This is a genomic window from Kribbella sp. CA-293567 (assembly GCF_027627575.1).
Lineage (GTDB): Bacteria > Actinomycetota > Actinomycetes > Propionibacteriales > Kribbellaceae > Kribbella.
Genome location: NZ_CP114065.1, coordinates 5,740,321 through 5,760,399 on the forward strand (window position 1 = coordinate 5,740,321; position 20,079 = coordinate 5,760,399).

Consider the following 20,079-nt stretch of genomic DNA (forward strand, 5'->3'; position numbering starts at 1 on the left):
GGTCCTCACGACGTGCCACCGGCGGGAATCCTCGCCCGTACGACGAAACCGCCACCGTCCCGCCGTTCCGCGCTGAACTCTCCACCGAGCAGACCGACCCGCTCGCGCAGCCCGACCAGCCCTCGGCCGCTCCCACCCGGTGACACGGTCCGCGCCCCCGGCCCTTCGGTGCCGATCTCCACAGTGATCTCCCTTTCGCCGTACCGCACGTCAACGGTGGTCCTGCTGCCACGAGCGTGTTTGAGCGCGTTCGTCAACGCCTCCTGCACCACCCGGTACGCCGTCACCTCGGCGCTGCCGGCCGTCGCGGCCGCTTCGCCCTCCTCGGTGAACTCGACCGGCTGCCCGGCCCGTCGCGTCTGCTCCACCAGGACTTTCAGGTCACCGGCCGACGGGATGCGCGGCTCGGCGCCGTGCTCGGGATTGAGCAGGTCGAGCAGTTGCCTGAGGTCGCTGATCGCCGAGCGTCCGGTGTCGGTGATCGCCGTCAGAGTCTGTTCGAGCCGGTCGGGGGCAGCGGTCAGGTAGCGCGCTGCCTCGGCCTGCACCACCATCGCCGTCACATGGTGGGTCACCACGTCGTGGAGTTCGCGGGCCACCCTGGTGCGTTCGGTGATCAGCGTCGTCTCGGCGATCTGGCGGCGGCGCTCGACCTCGGCTTGCCTGGTGAGCCGCATCCACGCTCCGATTCCCCACGCGAAGGCGAGTACCAGGTAGAAGGTCACGAATCCGGCGACTCCCTCGCCCGATCCGCTCCGGTCGAGACCGAACGCGAGCGGAACGTAGGCAGCGGAGACCAGCACTACCGTCGTACGCCGGTAGCGCTCCAGGTAGGACCCGGCAGTGAACAGCGCGATCGGCAGGGCCGTGCCGGAGACCGTGTGGTAGCCGCGCAACTGGTCGATGGCGAAACCGATCGACACCAGCGTCAGGCAGACCAGCGGCAACCGCCGCCGCAGTACCAGCGGGAGGCTCTGGAGGACGACGACGCCGAGCGCGAGCGCGTCCATCGGGCGAGTAGGTAGGTCGCCGACCTGAGTGCCTTTGCTGCTGAGCGCCGGCATCAGCGGAGCGAGCGCGAGCAGGAGAGCCAGTGGAAGGTCCCGGACCGTGACATCGAGTCGGCGCCACAGGTCCGGGACCCGCCCGAGTTCGATCACGGCACGAGCGTAGCGGCCGCAGCGGCCCGCTTCCGGGGTGCCACCAGGCGGCCGCGGCGGTGCGCCAGCCACAGGAACACGATCGTCAGCGCGACACCGGCCGCCACGGAGTACAGGCTGGCCTCCGGCCCGAACTCGCCGCCGCTGATCGCGGCCGGGCCGGACATCGCGCCGTCCAGCAGCCCGTCGGGAGCGCTCTGGCCCGAGACCGCGGTACCGAAGATGCCGGCCCCGGCGAAGTTCCAGCCGAAGTGCACGCCGATCGGGACCCACAGCGTGCGGGTGGCGGCGTACGCCGCGGCCAGCATCGCGCCGGCCTGGATCCCGATCGCCAGCGAACTCCACACCGTGGCGTGCGGATTGAACAGGTGCATCGCACCGAACAGCGCACTGGTCAGCGCCAGCGCTCCCCAGGTGCCGACCCGCCCCTCGATGATCCGGAACAGGATGCCCCGGAAGATCACCTCCTCGGTCACCGACGCCGCGGCCATGAACCCGAACAGCGCCAGCGCACCCGTCGCCGAACCCCAGCCGATCACCTCGTAGCCGCCCTGGAAGGCGATGGTGGCGATCACCGCCGCGAACATCGCCAACCCGATCAGGATCCCTCTGCCGATCCCGCCGGCGGCGCCTTGCAGGGCCACCTCCACCGGCGTACGGCGCTCGGTCCGGCGCACCACCCAGGCATAGGTCAGCAGCGACAGCACCGCGGTCGCGAGGCCGACCACCAGCGTGAGCGGCGGGTTCCAGTCCACCAGACCGACGACGAACGTACCGGCCAGGGCGACCAGCCCAGCGGTCCCGAGCTGCTTCAGCAATCGCATGTTCACTCCTCCGAGACGACCCGCGAACCGAGCGCCGCGGACACCTCGAAGGTTATGAATTCAGCGACCTCCGGGTCGTCACCTCCCGGTGGACACTTGCGGTAGCTCGCACGGGGGACAGCGCCCCTGAAGCCGCTGGCCGGCCGGCCCCTTTCCGGAGTTCGCTAGACGGTGAGGCGGAGGTAGTCGAGGTTGAAGCCGCCGGCTTCGCAGAAGACCGTGACCAGCTGATCGCCCGCCGGCAGAGTCACCTGCGCGTTCACCGACTCGTACGTCGCCCAGCCGCCGGTGAGTGGCACCGACACCTTGGCCAGTACGGCGCCCGAAGCGTCCCGCAGCGAGATCGCGTCGGTAGCCACCGCACCGGTGCCGTTGGCGACCCGGAACTCGACGTTGTAGGTGCCGGCCGCCGCGACATCCACCCGGTACTGCAGCCAGTTGCCGGCCGCGGTCCAGCCGATGTTCTTGCCGCCGCTCGCCGAGGGGTTGCTCTCGACGAAGTTGGCGCCACCGTCGGTCCAGCCGAACTGGGCGACGTACGACTCGGCCTCGACGCGCTCGCCGATCGGCGTACCGCGCGGAGTCACCGTCACCTTCACGGTCACCTCGTCGTGCGCGGCGCCGTCGGTGACCCGGACCTTGAAGTCCTGTTTGCCCGCGACTGTCGGATGCAACGTCACCAGGCCGGTCCGCCCGTCGACACTCACGCCGGCCGGCAGGTCCTTGGCGTAGTACGAGAGCCGGTCACGATCCCGGTCGGTCGCCTTCAGCTGCAGCTGTGTGGTGGCGTACTGGTCGGCGACGATCTCCGGTACTGCGCCGAGCACCGGCGCGTGGTTGCGGTGCGGCGACGGGGCCTCGCCGTGCCAGCGATAGGTCGCATAGGAGTTCGCGGGCACGGTCGCCGTGAAGGACTTCCCGCCGAGCACGACCCGCACGCTGGCCGGTGCCGGGTTGGAGTTGCCGACGATCGCGACGAAGTTGTCGCGACGGTCCCGGTAGATCACGTTGCTGACGCCGTTCGCGGTCGCACTCGACTCCACCCGGGTGTGCTCCGGACCGAGGTACTTGGCGAACTGCCCCATCGCGTAGAGCTCGTCGCGCACGGTGAAGGTCTTGCTGGTGGTGTCGACCTTGACCAGCCGGTTCGGCCACTTGCTGGTGCGGCCGACCTCGGCCCAGTCGACGTCGTTGTCCCGCGAAGGCGTCCAGTGCAGCGTCCCGCCGTCCTGGTCGGTGGCCTGCGCCCACATCACGTACGACGACGCGTCCAGCCGGAAGTAGTTCAGGATCGTGGCCGGCGACAGATCGCTGGTCTCGGTCATGTGCACCGGCTTGCCGGTCTGCTCGTAGGCGTCCCGCATGACGGCCGGATCACCCCAGTACGGGTGGAACGCGATCGCGTCGGTGGCCCGGCGGGTGCTGGGATCGTTGAGGATCCGGTGGTAGTTCTTCGTCTCGGTGCTGTTCGGGTCGCGCCAGTCCCAGAAGTTGAAGTCGTGCACGTAGAGCTCGGTGTCCAGGCCCGCGCGCTTGACCTCCCGCTTGATCGCGACCGCCAGCTTCTGCTGCTGCTCGATGCTGATGTCCATCGCCGGGTAGACCACGTCGATGCCGGGCTCGTTCAGCAGGGTCAGCGCGTCGACGTGCACGCCGTGCCTGGCGTAGGCCTGCAGGAACTTCACGTAGTACCGGGCGAAGACGTCGATGCAGTCGTCGCGGAGCTTGCCGACCTGGTAGTACGACGTACTGCCGGGGCGCAGCGCGACCTCGCCGGTGAACCGGTTGTTGGTCTTCATCCAGGCCGGGGCGCTCCAGGCGGAGGCGAAGAAGGTGGCCTTCGGGTTGTAGCGCTGGATCAGCTTGACGGTGTCGACGATGTGCGCGTCGAGGTCACGCTTGATCGAGAAGTACTTCAGCCCGAAGTCCTCGGTGACGCCGGCGGGCAGTTCGTCGTACGACCAGAACGGCAGGTGCTCGATCAGGTCCGGGCTGCCGATGGTCAACCGGAAGCGGTCCAGCCCGGCGCCGGTCTTCGGATCGACCAGCAGCCGGATCGCCCGGTCCCGCTCGGCCGGGGTCAGCTTCCAGAGGTTGGAGACGCTGGTCTCGTCCAGCGAGAAGCCGACGCCGCTGTACTTCTGCCGCAGGATGCTGGGATCGATCACGACCGTGGCGTCGGTGGCACCGCCCTGGTCGCGGCCGAGGTAACTGGTCGGCAGCGGTTGCCAGGCCTGGGTGGGACCGCTGGAGTAGGTGCCGGTGACGGCCGCCCCACGGTCGGGCCGGCTCGCGGTCGCGGGCAGTCCGGCCGCCGCGATCACACTCCCGGCCGCCAGGGCGATGACGACCGCCGCACTGATGGAACGCCTCACGGTTCCTCCTGAAAACTGTCCTGGAAAGCGTTTGCTTCGTCGGGACTCTAATGTTGTGAGGCGTCGAGCACATCCCTCCTGCGGCGAGTCGCGGTTCCGGAACCAAACGGTCGTGGTGGCCTGTGCGAGTGACTCTCCGCGTTCGCCACCTGCTCGTCGGACTGGCCGTCAGCGCATCGCTGATCGCCTGCGCTGATCGCTCGGCAGGAGGTGACAATCCTGCTACTCCGCCGACGCCGGTCCCGGCAGTCGCGCCGGCCGAACTCGAACTGCCGCCGCTGCATGCCGGCTTCGACTACCAACTGGGCGGTCCGTATCCGCCTGCCGCCGGGGTCAGGATCGTGATCCGCGATCGCACCGCTCCGGCAGTCAAGGGTCTCTACAACATCTGTTACGTCAATGCCTTTCAGACCCAGCCCGACGAGGACGGCCAGTGGGACCAGGACCTGCTGTTGCGCGACAACGCGGGCAACCTCGTGATCGACGAGGACTGGGACGAACCGCTCCTCGACCTTCGCACCGCCGGCAAGCGCGAGCGGATCGCCGCCAAGGTCAACACCTGGATCGACGGCTGCGCCGATAACGGCTACCAGGCGATCGAACCGGACAACTACGACAGCTACACCCGTTCGAAGAACCTGCTGACCGCCGACCAGGCCAAACAGTATCTGTCACTGCTGGCCAAGCATGCGCACTCTCGCCGGCTCGCCATCGGCCAGAAGAACACCGCCGAACTCGTCGGCGACCGCGCGACGGTCGGCCTGGACTTCGCCGTCTCCGAGGAATGCGGACAGTACGACGAGTGTGCCACGTACGCCGATGCCTTCGGCAACAATGTTCTGGTGATCGAGTACACCGCCGAGGGTCTCCGCAAGGCGTGCCGGACCTTCGGCACCCGCCTCAGCATCGTCCGTCGCGACCTCGACGTCACCACCCCGGACAACCGGGCCTACGTCCGCCGGACCTGCTGACTCCGACGGGCGGGAACCAGCGCGAGGCGCCTCGGACACCCGTAGCATTTGGCAGTATGTCGCAGCCGCAATCACCCTACGGGGGCCCTCCGCAGTACGGGGGCACTCCGCAGTACGGGCCACCGAAGCGCAGCTCAGGACCACTGGTGCTGGTCATCGTGCTTGGACTGGTGCTGATCGCGACGGTCGTGGTGGGTGTGGTGGTCTTGCTCGGCAGGGACGATTCCGGAGCTGGCGACGGCGGTTCCACGGAAGGCAAGTCGGCGGGGCGGGCGTCGTCGCCGGAGTCGGTGCAGTTCCGCCCGGTGCTCAAAGCGGAGCCGAACGGATGCGGCACGACGGCCCCCGTGTCGGCCAACGATGCTTGCGACGAGGACAAGACCCTCTACACCTTGGGTCCCGTCGAGCTGGACGGTGCTCGCGTCACCGAGGTACGAGCCGGCCAGAACGAGGGCGGCGGCCCTAGCTGGATGGTCAACCTGACACTGGACTCCGAGGGCGAGGCGGCCTTCACCAGGCTGACCGCGGACCTTGCGGCGAAGAGGCCGCCGCTGAACCAGATCGCGATCGTCGTCCGCGGCAAGGTCGTCAGCGCTCCGGTGGTGATGGAGCCGATCACCGGTGGCAAGGTCCAGATCACCAGGTCCGAGTTCACGAAGGACGACGCCGACAAGCTGGTCGCCGAAATCACCCGCTGACGTCTCCGTGGTCTTCAGCCGTCGGCGAGGTCGGTCAGCATCCTGATCAGCGACCGTCGGTCCGCCGGGGAGAGTTCGGCGAGCAACTCGTCCTCCATCGCGTGGACCGCGGCCCGCACTTCGGCCAGCCGGCTCTCCCCCGCCGGGGTCAGCCGGACCTGCCGGTTGCGCCGGTCGGCCGGGTCCTGCTCGCGAATCACCAGGCCGTCCCGCGCAAGTTCGTCGAGCAGCGTGATCAGCCGCGACTTGTCGTAGCCGATCGCGGTCGCCAGCGCGAGCTGGTTGGCGGCCGGCTGCTTCGCCAGGTGCGCCAGTACGCCGTACCCCCACATCGAGAGGCCGTACCGGCGCAGCAAGGGTTCCTCGGCGAGCATCAGCCGCCGGGCGATCCGCCCGAACAGCGATCCCAGGTCTTCGCGCTGCATGTCTCGGATGATAGGCGCTGGACAATGATACGCAGATGCATATGATGTGCAGATGCATACTAATTATCTGATCGCCCACACCCGGTCCATCACGATCGCAGCCCCGCCCGAGACCGTCTTCGACCTCGTCTCCAACCCCGTGACCCTGCCCGACTGGGCGCCCGGCTTCGCCCGTACCGTCCGCCCCGACGGCAACCACTGGGTAGTCGAGAACGCTCAGGGAGAAGCCCGGATCCGCTTCGAGACCTCCCGCGACCAGGGCACCGTCGACCTCGGCCCCGCGGACGCCCCCAGCCCCGGCGCCTTCACCCGGGTCCTCCCGAACGGCACCGGCAGCGAGTTCCAGTTCACGCTGCTCTTCCCGCCGGACACCCCCGAGGAGGCCATCGTTCAGCAGTTGGTCGTCGTCGAGACAGAACTCGAAGCGGTCCGCGCCCTCTGCGAGTGACCGCTCGACACGCCGTCGTTGCCACAACGTGCAAAAGCTTTTCTGGTATGGACCTCCTGCTCGATAGGGTGGCCGCACAATCGTCGGTGCGACAGGCCCTCGGGGGGCATCGAGTACTTAGGGAGATCAGCAGATGCGAATTCGTCAACTTGCTCTCGCAGTGGCCGGGCTGAGCCTGGTCACCGGGGCCGCGATGACCGGCCAGGCCACCGCGGCCGTGCAGGGCAAGCCCCAGCCGCCCCACCGCGACATCGCCAAGGCGCTGAAGCAGATTCCGATGACCAAGGCCCAGGCCGCTGCCGCCGCCTGTGGCGTTCAGGTCGGTGGTGTCACCGCCGCCGGTCTGAACGGTGGCTACGACATCACCGCGACCAAGCCGGTGACCGCGAAGCCGTTCCAGCAGTACAAGCTCTTCGGTATCCGCGCCAGCTCGAGCTGGTACTACTACGAGCCGTCCTCCACCGTCAACTACCTGGCCGGCTTCGTATTGCAGAGCGGCAACCTGTACGCCGCCGCCGAGACGTACAAGAACGGCTCGGACATCCCGGTCGCCAGCTCGAGGAAGCTCGGCACGGGCTGGACCGGCTTCTCCGCCCTCGCGAGCGCCAACTACTACAACGAGTTGACCGGCGCCGGCCACCTGAACCTGTACGGCCTGCACGCCAACGGCTCGCTGTACCGCTACAGCGTCAAGGGCCCGACCGGCCCAGTCGCCAGCTACGGCAGCGCTCCGGGGTACAAGTCCTTCAAGGCGATCACCGCGATCGCTTCGACGGCGACGTACGACACCCTGCTGGCGACCACCAAGCAGGGCGCTCTCTGGACGATCCGCATTCCCACCGTGTCGCCGATGAAGGGCACCTTGAAGGCGGTCCGTACGACCGGCTTCGCGGCCTACGACCAGATCATCGCGCAGCGCTGCGGCGCGAGCAGCACGCTACTCACCGGCTTCAACAACACCACCAACACCGCCGCCGTGTTCGCCATGAGCAAGGCGAACGGCTCGAAGACCGTCATCAACACCATCGGTAGCTTCGCAGCACCGCAGGACGCGAACACCCACTTCCTCTACACCGGTAGCGGCGGCCCGCAGCTCGTCGGCGAGTAACTCTCACCGCATGAACTGAGCACCACCACAGCACCACCAGAAGCCCAGGTCACCGACCTGGGCTTCTGCCTTTCCCGCAGTCAGCGCCTGGCCGTCACGGTCAGCGTGATCTTCGTGCCCGGTGTGACCATCGTGCCGGGAACAGGCGAGACCCGGAGAAGCTCGCCCGCCGGGTAGTTCGGGGACTTGGCGGTGATGATCACCGGACGCAGACCGAGGCTGGTGATCAGGTCGGCATAGCGCTGGCCGGTCACATCGCTCCCGTTCGGCAAGAGCTGCTCGTGCTCCGGGACGCCGACCCGGTCGGGAACCACTCTGATCCGCTCGAGGATGCGGTCCACCTCACCCGCGTTCGTGGACGACTCCGCCCGGAACCAGATCTTCAACGTCGGGAAGTACACCATCCCCGAGCACACGTCACCTCCGCCGAACCCGCCGGCGGCGCAGGACGTCCGCTGGCGCTCGGCCCGGACGCCGTCGAGCTCGAACCTCACGTCGGGCCGGAAGCCGAAGCGGTAGTGCGGCCCAGGATCGCCCGCCCCCAGCTCGACGCTCTCGACGCCGGCCGGCCGGCTGGTCGCGCAGAAGTGGGCGGGGCGAGGGCCGACGAGGACGGTGTCCTGCTGCGGCGTCATGCACCTCACCTGCCCCGTCCCCCATTCCTTCGGGACCGTCACGCCCACGTGGCCGAGGCCGACCAGCCGCATCTCCGCCGGAAGCGCGGACGGAGGTGTAGATGCCGCGGGGATCTTCGGGTTGGTGCCGGGGGCAACGAGCAGCGCTGTCCCGCCGGCTGCGATCAGAACGGCTGCCGCAGCTGCCGAAGAGACCGCCGCCGTACGACGACGCCGGCGCCGCCGCGCACCCGCGTGCAGCGCCTCGAGCGGTGGCGGCCCGACCGGGGTCTGCTCGCCCGCTCGCTCGAGCAGGTCGGTCAGCTCGGATTCGTTCATCAGATGCCTCGCAGTTCTGCCAGATTCGGATCCCTGGCCAGCGTTTTCAGCGCCCTTGCCAGCCGGCTCTTCACGGTGCCGGAGGCGACTCCGAGCACGGATGCCATCTGCTCCTCGCTCAGATGCGCGTAGTACCGCAGTACGACGGCCGTGCGCTGCTCTTCGGTCAACCGATCGAGCGCCCGCATCACCGCGTCGTAGTCGTCGACGCCTGCCGTCTGGTCGATCCCTGGTCGATCGGGCAGCACAGCCGCCGGCTTCTCACCCGTCCACCGCCTCCGTCGCGACGAGAGGAAGAGGTTGATCAGGATCCGATGCACATAGGCATGCCGGTCCTCGGCCACCCGCACCCGCTCCCACTTCAGCAGGCACCGCTCCAGCGCGCTCTGCACCAGATCCTCGGCCTCAGCCTGCCCACACCCCAGCAGCACAGCCGACCGCACCAGCCCCGCCCAGCGCGCGGCCACATAGTCACTGAAGTCGTCCTCACTCATGCCCACCTACCTTCACCCTCTAGACACGATGGCACCCCGAATAGGTTCCCCAGACCTGAAAGCGGGCGGTAGAGGGTCGGGGGTCAGGTCACCTCAGGGCTGGTGAGGCGGCGTCCGGGACCAGTAGGCGGGGGGTGCCGGTGGGGGTGATCGGTGTCGACCAGACGTCGGAGGAGGTGCCTCGGCGGAGGGCGTAGAGCAGGGTGTCGTTGCCGCGCCACAGGGGCTGGTCGTCGACCGCGCGGTCTTCGGCGGGGTGCGTGACGCGCTTCGTGGCGAGGTCCAGTACTGCGAGCTGCCAGCTGCCGTCGGACTTCTTCTGCTTGTACGCGATCCGCTTGCCGTCCGGCGACAGCGACGGGCATTCGACGTTCTCCGCGATCGCCTCGCCCCGGAAGCGGCGTCGGTCCCCCTCGATCAGGTACGTCTTCCCCTTGCTGCCCAGGGTGACGTAGAAACGGTTGCCATCGGCAGCGAAGGTGATGCCCCAGTAGTTGATGTCCGAGGCGAAGTAGCGGCGCCCGTCCACGAAGACGGGGAGTTCCTCGATGCTCTTGAGCAGACGGCGCTGCTTCAGGTCGTAGAGTCCCGTCCGGGTGGAGAACCCGGTCGCCGCGTAGGAGTCGCCGGTGACGAACAACGTCCAGTTGACGATGGTGCCGTCGGGCGAGACGCGGGCGCGGCTCGGCGTACCGGGCAGGGTCTGCTGGTGCTTGATCTCGAGGTCCGGCCCGAGCACCAGCATCTCGGTCAACGGCGGCAAGGAGCCGGGCTTGACCCGCAAACAGATGCTCGTACCGCGGGCCGTGGCGAACCGGTCGCAGTCGAGGCCGCCGACCTGCCGGGGTCCCTCCGGATCGGAGACCGACGCCGCGGCGAGCTTGCCCTGATCGGGGCCCTCGGCAAGGTTCGAGACATACAAGTTGCCAGAGGCAAGCGTCAGCCGGCCGGCCACCACCGGCCTGGCATTGACCGCTGGACCGCCGGTGCGGGCCTGGACGACGTACAGGACGCCTGCGCCGATCAGCAGCGTCATGCCGAGCGCACCCACCAGGAACTTCTTCATCATGCTTCCTTCCATGGCCGCACGACGGCGGCGGCGATCACGACCACCAGCAGCGCGGCAGTCGTCAGCAGCAGGGCAGGACGCAGGTCCCACAGTGTCCACACCAGGCCCACGAGCACGGCCGACACCATCCGGGCCAGCGCTTGACCTGTCTGGAGCAACGCGAGCCCACTCGCCCGCAGATGTTCAGGGAGTAGAGGACCGGCCGCGGCCGGCAGTACGCCGTCGGTCGCGGCGTAGAAGGCACCGTGCAGGGCCAGTGCGGCAACGGCCAGCCAGGGACTCGTCACCGGACCACAAAGCAGAACGAGCGCGAGAACCAGCGCCGCATGCCCGGCCAGGAAGAGCTTCCAGCGACCGATCTTGTCGGCCAGCCGGCCGAACGGAACGGCCAGCAGCAGGAAGGTTCCGGCCGTGCCGATCGGCAACAGTGGGAACAACGCCGTACTGACATCCCACCGACGCTGCAAGGCGAGGTAGACGAAGGAGTCGGTGATCGTCACGAGGCCGAGCATCGCCGCCCAGCCGCAGCACCGGCGAAAGGATTTGATCCCCAGCAGGCTGAGCATGCCCCGGAGCGGGACGGCCACGGCAGGACCGGTTCGGGGCCGATCCTTCACCAGCAACACCAAGAGCAGTACGCCGCACCCGGCGATGCAGAAACTGCCGACGAAGACAGCATCGAAATCGCCGAAGCTCGCCCACAGCACCGCTGCTGCCACCAGCGGGCCCAGCAGGGCCCCGACGGTGTCCATCGCTCGATGGATACCGAACGCCCTTCCCAGGTTCTCGGGCTTGGTACTCAGCGAGATGAGCGCGTCGCGGGGCGCCGTACGGATCCCTTTGCCCGCCCGGTCCAGCGCCAGGACTCCCCCGATCGCGGCGACCGAGGAGCCGGCCGCCAGCAGTCCCAGCTTGCTGACCGCTGACAACCCGTAGCCGATGCCGGCGACGGCTTTGAGCCGCCGCCAGCGATCGGCCACGTGCCCGCCGACAAGTCGCAGTACCGCGGTCGCTCCGGCGTACAGCCCGTCCAGCAGACCGAACTGCAGGGGGTTGAGGCCGAGCCCGATCACCAGATAGAGCGGCAGAATCGCCGTCACCATCTCCGAGGAGATGTCGGTGACCAGACTGACCACCCCAAGTGCTACCACGTTGGCAGGCACCCGGCGCCACTTACGATCGACCTTGGTCGAGGTACTACCGCGAGTCTCGGCGAGATACATGAGCTGTGCCTGTCAGTGGCAGGTGTAGGTCGGGCTGGCGTCGAGCACCTGGTTGTTGAGACCCAGCAGCGTGCTCTGGAAGGTGTTGTCGGTCATCGACAGCTTCAGCACCCCGAAGGTCTCGAGGAGCTTGGCGGTCGACGGGTGGCCCGAGGTGACCGGATAGAGCGTCTTGCCACCGGTACCACCGATGATCTGGACCGGACCGTTGGAGTTGACGTTGCCGTTCTTGTCCTGCGGCAGGAAGCGTTCGTAGTGGTGGTCGTGGCCGTTCAGGACCAGATCGGCCTTGGCGTTGACCACGGTCTCCCACAGCGGGACGACGGCTTCGTTGTCGCCGTGGTCACCGGAGCTGAACCGCGGGTGGTGGTAGTAGACCGCGATGCAGCCCTTGGTGTTCGCCGCCAGGTCGGCCTTCAGCCAGGTCAGCTGCGCCGGCTCGGCCAGACCGTTCTCACCGCTGAAGTCGTTGGAGTCGATGGCGACGAAGTGCCAGTTCCCCTTGTCCCAGCTGTAGTACCGCTTGCCCTGCGGCTTCGCGATCGCACTGCCGAAGTACTGCTCGTACCCGGCGAACGCCGGCGAGCTGTAGGTCTCGTGGTTGCCGGGGATCGGCTTGGTGATGGACTTGAACCGGCCCCAGCTCTTGTCGTAGTAGTTCCGGAAGTCCGACAGGTGGGCGTCGTCGTACTGGTTGTCTCCCATCGTGATCACGTTGGCCGGCTTGATGAAGTCGACCACGTTGGCGGTCTTCGGGTGGATGCAGCTGGAGCTGGACGCGGTGCACTGGTCGGCGATGTCGCCGGCGGCGGCCAGGACGAAGCTCCCGGTGCCTCCGCCCACACTGGTCTTGACCGTGATCGCGGTACTCGCACCCGAGACGTTGCCGGCCAGGTCCTTGGCCCGCACCGTGTACTGGTACGACGTGTCGGCGGTCAGGCCGGTGTCGTTGAACTGCGTGGTGGCACTCGACCCCACCACGGTGCCGTTGCGCAGTACGTCGTACCCGCTCACGCCGACGTTGTCGGTCGAAGCGGTCCACGACAGGTTCGCCGAGGTGGCCGTGATGCCGCTGGCCGCGAGGCCGGACGGCACGCTCGGCGCCTGGGTGTCACCGCTGGAGTCGACGGTGCCGTAGACCTCCAGTTCGTACAGCGAGTAGCCGTAGCTGGTGGCTCGCTGGGTCCCGACCAGGCGGACGTACCGGCCACGGGCGCCGAGACCGGTCAGGTCGTCGGTGCCACCGTTGCCGCTGGTCACCGACTTCACGGTGGTGAAGTTGGTCCCGTCGTTGGAGACCTCGATCCGGTAGGCCTTGCCGTAGGCGGCCTCCCAGAGCAGTTTCACCCGGTTGATCGCGGCCGGCTGACCGAGATCGACGCTGATCCACTGCGGATCGACGCCTTCCAGGCTGCCCCAGCGGGTCGAAGTACTGCCGTCGACAGCCTTCTCGCCGGTCAGGACACCGTCCTCGTTGCTGGAGGTGAGCACCGGCTTCTGCCGCGACAGCAGGGAATCTGCCGTCGTTCCGGCGGTGGCCTGCGCGGCACCGAGGCCGACCACCAGTAATACCGGTAACAACACTGCGGAAATCTTCGTGCGTTTCTTCATGGGCTGAACTCCCAGGGGCGGGTGATGAGAATTGTTAGGAAAGTTACCTAACAGATAACCCATCGTCAATGGCCCACTTGCCTCGGGCTCCGCAGTCCAGGGCGAAGCTGCCGAACAGACGACCAGCCCGGCCGCGCTTTGCCGCGGCCGGGCTGGTCTGTGCAGTTCTCGTCCGGTCTACGGTCGCCCGTAGGTCTCCAGCAGCCGCAACCAGATCTCGTTGACCGTCGGGTACGCCGGTACGGCGTGCCACAGCCGGTCGATCGGCACCTCGCCGACCATCGCGATGGTTGCCGCATGCAACAGATCCGCGACGTCCGGACCGACGAAGGTGACGCCGAGAATCACCTTGCGCTGCTCGTCGACCACCATCCGGGCGGTGCCCTTGTAGCCGTCGGCGAACACACTCGCCCCGGCGACGTTGCCGATCTCGTAGTCGACGACCCGGGTCTGGTACCCCGCGGCCTGCGCCCCGGCGGCGGTGAGGCCGATCGAGGCCACCTCGGGTTCGCTGAAGGTCACCTGCGGCACGGCCTGCTTGTCGGCCGTCGCGACATGGGTGCCCCACTGCGCGTCGGAGACCGGCTTGCCGTTCGCGCGGGCGGCGATCACGTCGCCGGCGGCACGAGCCTGGTACTTGCCTTGATGAGTCAGCAGCGCGCGGTGGTTGGCGTCGCCGGCGGCGTACAGCCAGTCGAAGCCCCGGACCTGCAACGTGTCGTCCACGTCCAGCCAGCTGCCCGGCTTCAAACCGATGGTCTCCAGCCCGATGTCGCCGGTGCGCGGAGTCCGGCCGGTGGCCACCAGCACCTCCTGCGCCCTGACGGTCGAGCCGTCACCGAGCTCCAGCACGACCTCGCCGTCCACTCGCTGCACGCTCTTGGTCTCGGTGTCCAGCAGCACGGTGGCGCCCAGTCCGCGCAGCCCCTCGGTCACCATCTCGCCCGCGAACGGTTCCATTGCCTCGAGCAACTTGCTGCGCGCGATCACGGTCACCGTCGTACCGAAGCCGGCGTACGCCGTCGCCATCTCGACGGCGACCACCCCACCCCCGATGATCGCCAGGCTGTGCGGCACCACCTTCACGCTGGTCGCGTCGCGGCTGGTCCACGGATCGGCGTCGCGCAGCCCCGGGATGCCGGGCACCAGCGCGTCGGATCCGGTCGACACGACGACGGCGTGCCGGGCGGTGAGCACCGTGTCCCCGACGGTCACCGTCTTCTCCCCGGTGATCCGGCCGTGGCCGCGGACCAGCGAGATCCCGGCACTGTTCAGCCACGCGACCTGCCCGTCGTCCTTCCAGTGGCTGGTGAAGTCGTCGCGCCGGTCGAGCACCGCCTGGACGTCCACCTCACCGGTCACCGCCTGCGCCGCACCGCGGACGTGCCGCGCGGCGCGCAGTACCTGGGCGGAGCGCAGCAGCGCCTTCGACGGCATACAGGCCCAGTAGGAGCACTCGCCGCCGACGAGTTCGCTCTCCACGATCACCGCTGTCAGACCGCCCTGGATCGCCCGGTCCGCAACGTTCTCTCCGACCGCGCCGGCACCCAGCACGATGACGTCGTACTCCGTAGTTCCCATACCGTCCATGTTCGCAGTCCGCGCCCGCCGATCGGGTAGCGACCCGCCTTCCGAGAATCGGCCCGCCGACTCAGGCCGGCTTGGGAATATAGCGGCTGAAGGTCAGGCAGAGGCCGGCGACCACGCACGCCAGCGCCACCGGGATCATCGTGAACCGGTAGCCCGCGGTACCGGCCAGCAGCGCGGCGCCGAGCGGGCCGATTGCTCTGGCCGCCAGCACCGGAGTGGCGAGTGCTCCCGAGATCGTGCCGTAGCCGGCCGCGCCGTACCGTTCGAGCAGGATGGCGGGCGTAGCCAGGGTCGAGACGCCGAAACCGAGGCCGAACAGCAGGATGCAGACGGCCGCGCCGAGCGGATGCCGGCCGAGCAGCGGCAGCACGCCGATCGCGAAACACTGGATCAGGAAGGTCCGGGCGGCGATCGTCGACATGTCGAGCCACCGTTGCAGCACAGAGGTGACGATCCGGCCGGTGACGGAGTACACGCCGAGCAGTCCGGTCAGGCCGGCCGCGACGGCCGGCTGGTAGCCGAGGTCCACCAGGAACAGCACCAGATGGACCGAGACGATGGCGATCGCACCGCTGTGCAGGACGAATCCGACCGTGATCAGCCAGAAACCGCCGTCGCGAAAGGCGGCCCGGATCGCACGACCGCGCTGCACCCGGTCGTCCCCCGACCTCGCCGGCGCCGGCCGGGTGTGGCGGAGTGCGAGGCCGTGCAGCGGAACCGTCACCAGGTTGTGGAGCAGCCCGAGGATCAGGAGCGCATGCCGCCAGCCGTGCGCGCGGATCAACTGACCCGCCAGCGGGATGAAGATCGTGCTCGCCAGCCCGGCGACCATGGTCACGACCAGCAGCGCGGTGGCCCGCCGTTTCGGTTCCAGTACCGCGACCAGGACCGCGATGGCCGGACCGTAGAGGACCATCGCCGACGCGACTCCGATCAGCCCGAACACGGCGTACAACTGGACGACGTTCTGCACCTGCGACCAGCCAAGGACCGCGACGCTACCGAGCAGCGAGCCTGTTGTCATCAGCAGCTGCGCACCTCGCCGGTCGAGCCAGCGGCCGACCGGGACCGACATCACGCAGCTGACCAGGATCGCGAAGGTGAGCGCGCCGGCCGAGGTGGCCGTGGAGATTCGCAGGTCCGAGCTCATCGGGCCGAGGAACACGCCGAAGACGTAGTACAGAACTCCGTAGCCGACGGTCTGGGTGACGGCGAGCGCGCCGACCACCAGCGAGCGGTTGCTGCGCGGGTCACCGGCGACGAGGTTCGGCTCGAGCTGCGCAGACACTGTGCGACTATGGCGGCGGTCCCGGCCGGCAGCAAGAGGCAGTTTTATGGACCACTGAGACAGCCTGGTTATGGACCTCCACGGCGGGCCAGAGCGTCCGTACGTTGAGGCTATGAGCAACCATTCCTGGCCTGCGTACAGCCGTGCGGGCGGCGCGATGTTCCTGGTCGGCAGCCTCGCGGCCGTCTCCGGTCTCGTGAACGACTATCCCTTCTACGGCGGGCAGGCAGCGCGCTACGTGGTCTCGGCGGCCCTGCTGTTCGCCGTCGCCGCGGCGCGGCGCATCCCGCTGATCCGGCCCACCGGCCGCGAGACCCTGCTGCTGGTCGCGCTCGCCGCGACCGGACTGGTGCTGTTCAACCTGTTCGTGATCGAGGGCACGCGGCACGCGAACCCGGCCGTCGTCGGGACGATCGTCGGCACGGTGCCGATCGTCCTCGCGCTCGCGGGACCGTTGATGCGGCGTACCCGGCCCTCTGGGCGAATCATTCTCGCCGCGTCGATCGTGGTGGCCGGCACGGTTCTGGTGTCCGGGTTCGGAACGTCGGATCCGCAGGGCATCCTGTACTCCGTGGGCGCGCTCGCCTGCGAGGCCTGCTTCTCCTTGCTGGCCCTGCCGCTGCTGGTCCGGCTCGGCCCGGTGCGAGTGTCGGCCTACACCGCGGCCACCTCGGTGCCGATGCTGCTCGGCCTTGGACTGCTGACCGACGGGTCCGGCTTTCTGCGAACTCCCAGCCTGGCCGAGTTGGGCGGCTTGGCCTATCTCGCCGTACTGGTGAGTGGCGTCGCCTTCCTGCTCTGGTACCGCGCGCTGCCGATGCTCGGGGCCGATCGGGCCGGGCTGTTCGCGGGGATCATCCCGGTCGGCACGATCACCACCTCCCTGGTGCTCGGCTTCGGTCTGCCGGCGTCCGGCGAGCTCGCTGGAGTGGCGTTGGTGATCGTCGGTCTGCTGGTCGGCTTGTACCGGCCGCGGGTGACCGCGCCGCCTGCCGGCCGGCCGAAAGTTGACATACTCTGAAGTTCACCGTGCAATATATTGCATTCCGGACTTCCAGATCAGGAGCCACCCATGAGCCTGAGCGACTTCCCGCGTCATCCCCTCACCTTCGGGCCGAGCCCTGTTCACCCGCTCAGGCGGCTGTCCGAGCACCTGGGCGGAGCCGCGATCTGGGCCAAGCGGGAGGACTGCAACTCCGGTCTCGCCTTCGGCGGCAACAAGACCCGCAAACTCGAGTACCTCGTCCCCGACGCGCTCGCTCAGGGCGCGACGCACCTGGTCACGATCGGGGGCGTCCAGTCCAACCACACCCGGCAGGTGGCGGCCGTCGCCGCCTCACTCGGACTGCGCGCCCGGCTGGTGCAGGAGAGCTGGGTCGACTGGCCGGACGCGGTGAACGACCGGGTCGGCAACATCCTGCTCTCGCGCATCATGGGCGCCGAGGTCGAGCTGGTCGACGCCGGTTTCGGCATCGGCTTCAAGGAGAGCTGGGAGAACGCGCTGACGGAGATCCGGCGCGAGGGCGGCGTACCGTACGCGATCCCCGCCGGCGCCTCCGACCACCCGCTCGGCGGCCTCGGTTTCGCGAACTGGGCAGACGAGGTACAGGCTCAGGAGGAGGCGCTGGGCGTCTTCTTCGACACCATCGTGGTCTGCTCGGTGACCGGCTCTACCCACGCCGGCATGATCGCGGGCTTCGCCGGCCAGGACCGGCCCCGCCGGGTGATCGGCATCGACGCCTCCGCCAAGCTCGGCGAGACCCGCGCCCAGGTCGAGAAGATCGCCCGCAACACCGCCGGCCTGATCGGCCTCGGCCGCGACCTGCGCGACGACGAGATCACCGTCCTGGAGGGCTGGGCCGGCGACTACTACGGCATCCCGGTCCGCTCCACCCTGGACGCCATCCGCCTCACCGGCTCCCTCGAAGGCGTCATCCTCGACCCGGTCTACGAAGGCAAGTCGATGGCGGGCCTGATCGACCTGGTCCGCAGTACCGAGATCCCCCGCGACTCCACCGTCCTCTACGCCCACCTCGGCGGCCAACTGGCCCTCAACGCCTACTCGGCCCTCTTCAAGTCCTGACCGGCCCGATCTCCGGGGCGACCGGCCGACTTCAACCGGTCGATGCTCGATCAAGCTCAGAGGGCGATCCGCGCGCGGCCCGGGCCGGTGGCGTTGGTCAGGCCGGCCGGGCGGCCGGAGGCGAGCAGGATCAGGTCCGCGAGCGGGGCGTGGAGTTCGTCGGGGCCTTCGCCGCCTGACCAGTCGACGTCGGTCGCCACCAGCTTCACGCCGCGGAGGCGTTTGCGGGCGCCGTAGAAGGCGCTGGTCCGGACGTGTTCGAGCGCCGCGATGGTCGGCTCGACCGGCATCGGGCGCGGGCGGCCGAGTGGGCGGGCGATGTCCTGACCGTGGACGAGCGCGTCGAGCAGGCAGTCGATCGGGCTGGAGCCCGGGGCGTGCCGCTCCGATCCGGCAGTGGAGCGGATCTGCTCGATCAGCTCGGCGCGGCCGAACCGGGTCGCGCGCTTACGGGCCAGGTCGGCCTCCATCCGGTCGAAGCTGCCGCGCGCCTTGATCGCGCCCCAGATCGCCATCCCCAGCGTCAGCCGGGTCGACAGCGTCAGATGCGCCGCCACGTCCTGCACCGTCCATCCGGCGCAGAGCGAGTCCACCGTCCACTCGTCGTCGCGCAGGTCGTCCAGCAGGTCCGCGAAGGACAACCGCTCGGCCTCCACCCAGCCCATGATCTCGTTCATCGTGCCGCCTCCTTGGAGTTCAGTTCTACCGGTAGGACTCCCGCGATGAGGCACACTCATCGGTGTGAGCGAAACTTCTCTCGACCCGGCGGCCGACCTCACCCGAGCCCGGCAGGGCGACGACGCCGCCTTCACCCGGCTGGTCGCGCCGCTGCGTCGCGAACTCCATGCCCACTGCTACCGGATGCTGGGCTCGTCGCACGACGCCGACGATGCTCTGCAGGACGCTCTCCTGCGCGCCTGGAAGGCCATCGCCCGGTTCGAGGGACGCAGTACGCTCCGCTCCTGGCTCTACACCGTCGCCACCCGCACCTGCCTCGACCTGGTCGAGAGCCGCGGCCGGCGCGCGCTCCCGATGGACCTCGGCCCGTCGAGTGAGCGCGCGGTACTGGACGACCCGCCGCTCACCGAGATCGCCTGGCTCGGCCCGTACTCCGTGAGCGATCTCGGCGGCGCCCCCGTCGCCCGCTACGAGCAGCGCGAAGCGGTCGAGCTCGCCTTCGTCGCCGCCCTGCAACATCTTCCCGGCAACCAGCGCGCCGCGCTGCTGCTCTTCGAAGTACTCGGCTTCAGCACCGCCGAGATCGCCACGATGATGGACACCTCGACCGCCTCGGTGAACAGCGCGCTCCAGCGCGCCCGCCGGATCGTGGCCGACAAGGTGCCCGCCGTCAGCCAGCAACAGACCGTCCGCGAGCTGGGCAACGACCGCATCCAGCAGCTCGTCGCGGACTACTCGACCGCCCTGGAGCAGGGTGACGCCGACCGCCTGGTCGCGTTGCTCACCGAGGACGTCACCTGGTCGATGCCGCCACTGGGTCACTGGTACTCCGGCATCACTGCGGTGATGGACTTCGCGACCGAGATCCCGCTGACCAGATGCCCGAGCTGGCACAGCCTCGTCACCACGGCCAACGGCCAGCCCGCCGTCGCCTGCTACCTGGGCATGAGCCCCGACAGCGAGCACACCGCCTGGTCGATCAACGTCCTCACCTTTCGCGAGGGAAAGATCGCTGCCGTCACCTCGTTCATCGGCGCCGAGCACTTCCCTCTCTTCGGATTGCCGCCGGTGCACTGACCGG

At 68.6% G+C, this 20,079-nt stretch carries 19 protein-coding genes; 7 read left to right on the forward strand and 12 right to left on the reverse strand.

What is annotated here, in order from left to right:
• Nucleotides 1-5: 5 nt before the first annotated feature.
• From OX958_RS26515 to OX958_RS26525, 3 genes are all read right to left on the reverse strand, one after another.
• Nucleotides 6-1,160, reverse strand: coding sequence for a sensor histidine kinase (locus OX958_RS26515; RefSeq protein ID WP_270132324.1), 1,155 nt, complete (start codon nucleotides 1,158-1,160; stop codon nucleotides 6-8).
• A complete protein-coding gene (locus OX958_RS26520) occupies nucleotides 1,157-1,984 on the reverse strand; it encodes a CPBP family intramembrane glutamic endopeptidase (protein ID WP_270132325.1) in 828 nt (275 codons plus the stop codon). The genes OX958_RS26515 and OX958_RS26520 overlap by 4 nt, the downstream gene beginning before the upstream one ends.
• A gap of 164 nt (nucleotides 1,985-2,148) precedes the next feature.
• Nucleotides 2,149-4,359 carry a carbohydrate-binding protein gene (locus tag OX958_RS26525; RefSeq protein WP_270132326.1) on the reverse strand — a complete coding sequence of 737 codons (2,211 nt, stop codon included), beginning with the start codon at nucleotides 4,357-4,359 and terminating at the stop codon, nucleotides 2,149-2,151.
• 128 nt (nucleotides 4,360-4,487) lie between these two features.
• On the opposite strand from OX958_RS26525, the gene OX958_RS26530 reads away from it, so the two are divergent.
• Nucleotides 4,488-5,330, forward strand: coding sequence for an endo alpha-1,4 polygalactosaminidase (locus tag OX958_RS26530; protein WP_270132328.1), 843 nt, complete (start codon nucleotides 4,488-4,490; stop codon nucleotides 5,328-5,330).
• A gap of 146 nt (nucleotides 5,331-5,476) precedes the next feature.
• On the forward strand, nucleotides 5,477-6,028 hold the full coding sequence (locus tag OX958_RS26535) for a SecDF P1 head subdomain-containing protein (RefSeq protein ID WP_270132329.1): 552 nt from the start codon (nucleotides 5,477-5,479) through the stop codon (nucleotides 6,026-6,028).
• Between the two features lie 14 nt (nucleotides 6,029-6,042).
• Here the strand turns inward: OX958_RS26535 and OX958_RS26540 are convergent, their stop codons facing one another.
• Complete coding sequence (locus OX958_RS26540) at nucleotides 6,043-6,453, reverse strand: MarR family winged helix-turn-helix transcriptional regulator (protein ID WP_270132331.1); 411 nt, start codon at nucleotides 6,451-6,453, stop codon at nucleotides 6,043-6,045.
• A 52-nt stretch (nucleotides 6,454-6,505) separates the two neighbouring features.
• Between OX958_RS26540 and OX958_RS26545 the strand changes: the two genes are divergently transcribed.
• Together OX958_RS26545 and OX958_RS26550 are read left to right on the forward strand one after the other, a co-directional pair.
• Complete coding sequence (locus OX958_RS26545; RefSeq protein WP_270132333.1) at nucleotides 6,506-6,901, forward strand: SRPBCC family protein; 396 nt, start codon at nucleotides 6,506-6,508, stop codon at nucleotides 6,899-6,901.
• Between the two features lie 133 nt (nucleotides 6,902-7,034).
• Nucleotides 7,035-8,009 carry a hypothetical protein gene (locus OX958_RS26550; protein ID WP_270132334.1) on the forward strand — a complete coding sequence of 325 codons (975 nt, stop codon included), beginning with the start codon at nucleotides 7,035-7,037 and terminating at the stop codon, nucleotides 8,007-8,009.
• An 80-nt stretch (nucleotides 8,010-8,089) separates the two neighbouring features.
• Here the strand turns inward: OX958_RS26550 and OX958_RS26555 are convergent, their stop codons facing one another.
• The 7 genes from OX958_RS26555 to OX958_RS26585 form a co-directional block, all read right to left on the reverse strand.
• The gene (locus tag OX958_RS26555; protein WP_270132335.1) at nucleotides 8,090-8,962 is read right to left on the reverse strand and encodes a PASTA domain-containing protein; all 873 of its coding nucleotides are present in this window, start codon (nucleotides 8,960-8,962) and stop codon (nucleotides 8,090-8,092) included.
• On the reverse strand, nucleotides 8,962-9,456 hold the full coding sequence (locus OX958_RS26560; protein WP_270132336.1) for a SigE family RNA polymerase sigma factor: 495 nt from the start codon (nucleotides 9,454-9,456) through the stop codon (nucleotides 8,962-8,964). The genes OX958_RS26555 and OX958_RS26560 overlap by 1 nt, the downstream gene beginning before the upstream one ends.
• A gap of 88 nt (nucleotides 9,457-9,544) precedes the next feature.
• Nucleotides 9,545-10,525: a hypothetical protein gene (locus tag OX958_RS26565; protein ID WP_270132338.1), complete on the reverse strand. Its 981-nt coding sequence runs from the start codon at nucleotides 10,523-10,525 to the stop codon at nucleotides 9,545-9,547.
• Nucleotides 10,522-11,748 carry an MFS transporter gene (locus tag OX958_RS26570; protein WP_270132340.1) on the reverse strand — a complete coding sequence of 409 codons (1,227 nt, stop codon included), beginning with the start codon at nucleotides 11,746-11,748 and terminating at the stop codon, nucleotides 10,522-10,524. The genes OX958_RS26565 and OX958_RS26570 overlap by 4 nt, the downstream gene beginning before the upstream one ends.
• Before the next feature lie 12 nt (nucleotides 11,749-11,760).
• Entirely contained in the window at nucleotides 11,761-13,359 is a 1,599-nt protein-coding gene (locus tag OX958_RS26575) for a discoidin domain-containing protein (RefSeq protein ID WP_270132341.1), read from the reverse strand.
• A 177-nt stretch (nucleotides 13,360-13,536) separates the two neighbouring features.
• Nucleotides 13,537-14,940, reverse strand: coding sequence for a dihydrolipoyl dehydrogenase family protein (locus OX958_RS26580; protein WP_270132343.1), 1,404 nt, complete (start codon nucleotides 14,938-14,940; stop codon nucleotides 13,537-13,539).
• 70 nt (nucleotides 14,941-15,010) lie between these two features.
• Entirely contained in the window at nucleotides 15,011-16,237 is a 1,227-nt protein-coding gene (locus OX958_RS26585) for an MFS transporter (protein WP_270132345.1), read from the reverse strand.
• Nucleotides 16,238-16,349: 112 nt separating this feature from the next.
• Between OX958_RS26585 and OX958_RS26590 the strand changes: the two genes are divergently transcribed.
• Both OX958_RS26590 and OX958_RS26595 read left to right on the forward strand, forming a co-directional pair.
• Entirely contained in the window at nucleotides 16,350-17,258 is a 909-nt protein-coding gene (locus tag OX958_RS26590; protein ID WP_270132346.1) for a DMT family transporter, read from the forward strand.
• A gap of 51 nt (nucleotides 17,259-17,309) precedes the next feature.
• Entirely contained in the window at nucleotides 17,310-18,320 is a 1,011-nt protein-coding gene (locus tag OX958_RS26595; RefSeq protein ID WP_270132348.1) for a 1-aminocyclopropane-1-carboxylate deaminase, read from the forward strand.
• A gap of 56 nt (nucleotides 18,321-18,376) precedes the next feature.
• Here OX958_RS26595 and OX958_RS26600 read toward each other — a convergent pair whose 3' ends face one another.
• On the reverse strand, nucleotides 18,377-18,997 hold the full coding sequence (locus tag OX958_RS26600; protein WP_270132350.1) for a maleylpyruvate isomerase family mycothiol-dependent enzyme: 621 nt from the start codon (nucleotides 18,995-18,997) through the stop codon (nucleotides 18,377-18,379).
• A gap of 64 nt (nucleotides 18,998-19,061) precedes the next feature.
• Between OX958_RS26600 and OX958_RS26605 the strand changes: the two genes are divergently transcribed.
• Nucleotides 19,062-20,075, forward strand: coding sequence for a sigma-70 family RNA polymerase sigma factor (locus OX958_RS26605; protein WP_270132351.1), 1,014 nt, complete (start codon nucleotides 19,062-19,064; stop codon nucleotides 20,073-20,075).
• Nucleotides 20,076-20,079 lie beyond the last annotated feature (4 nt).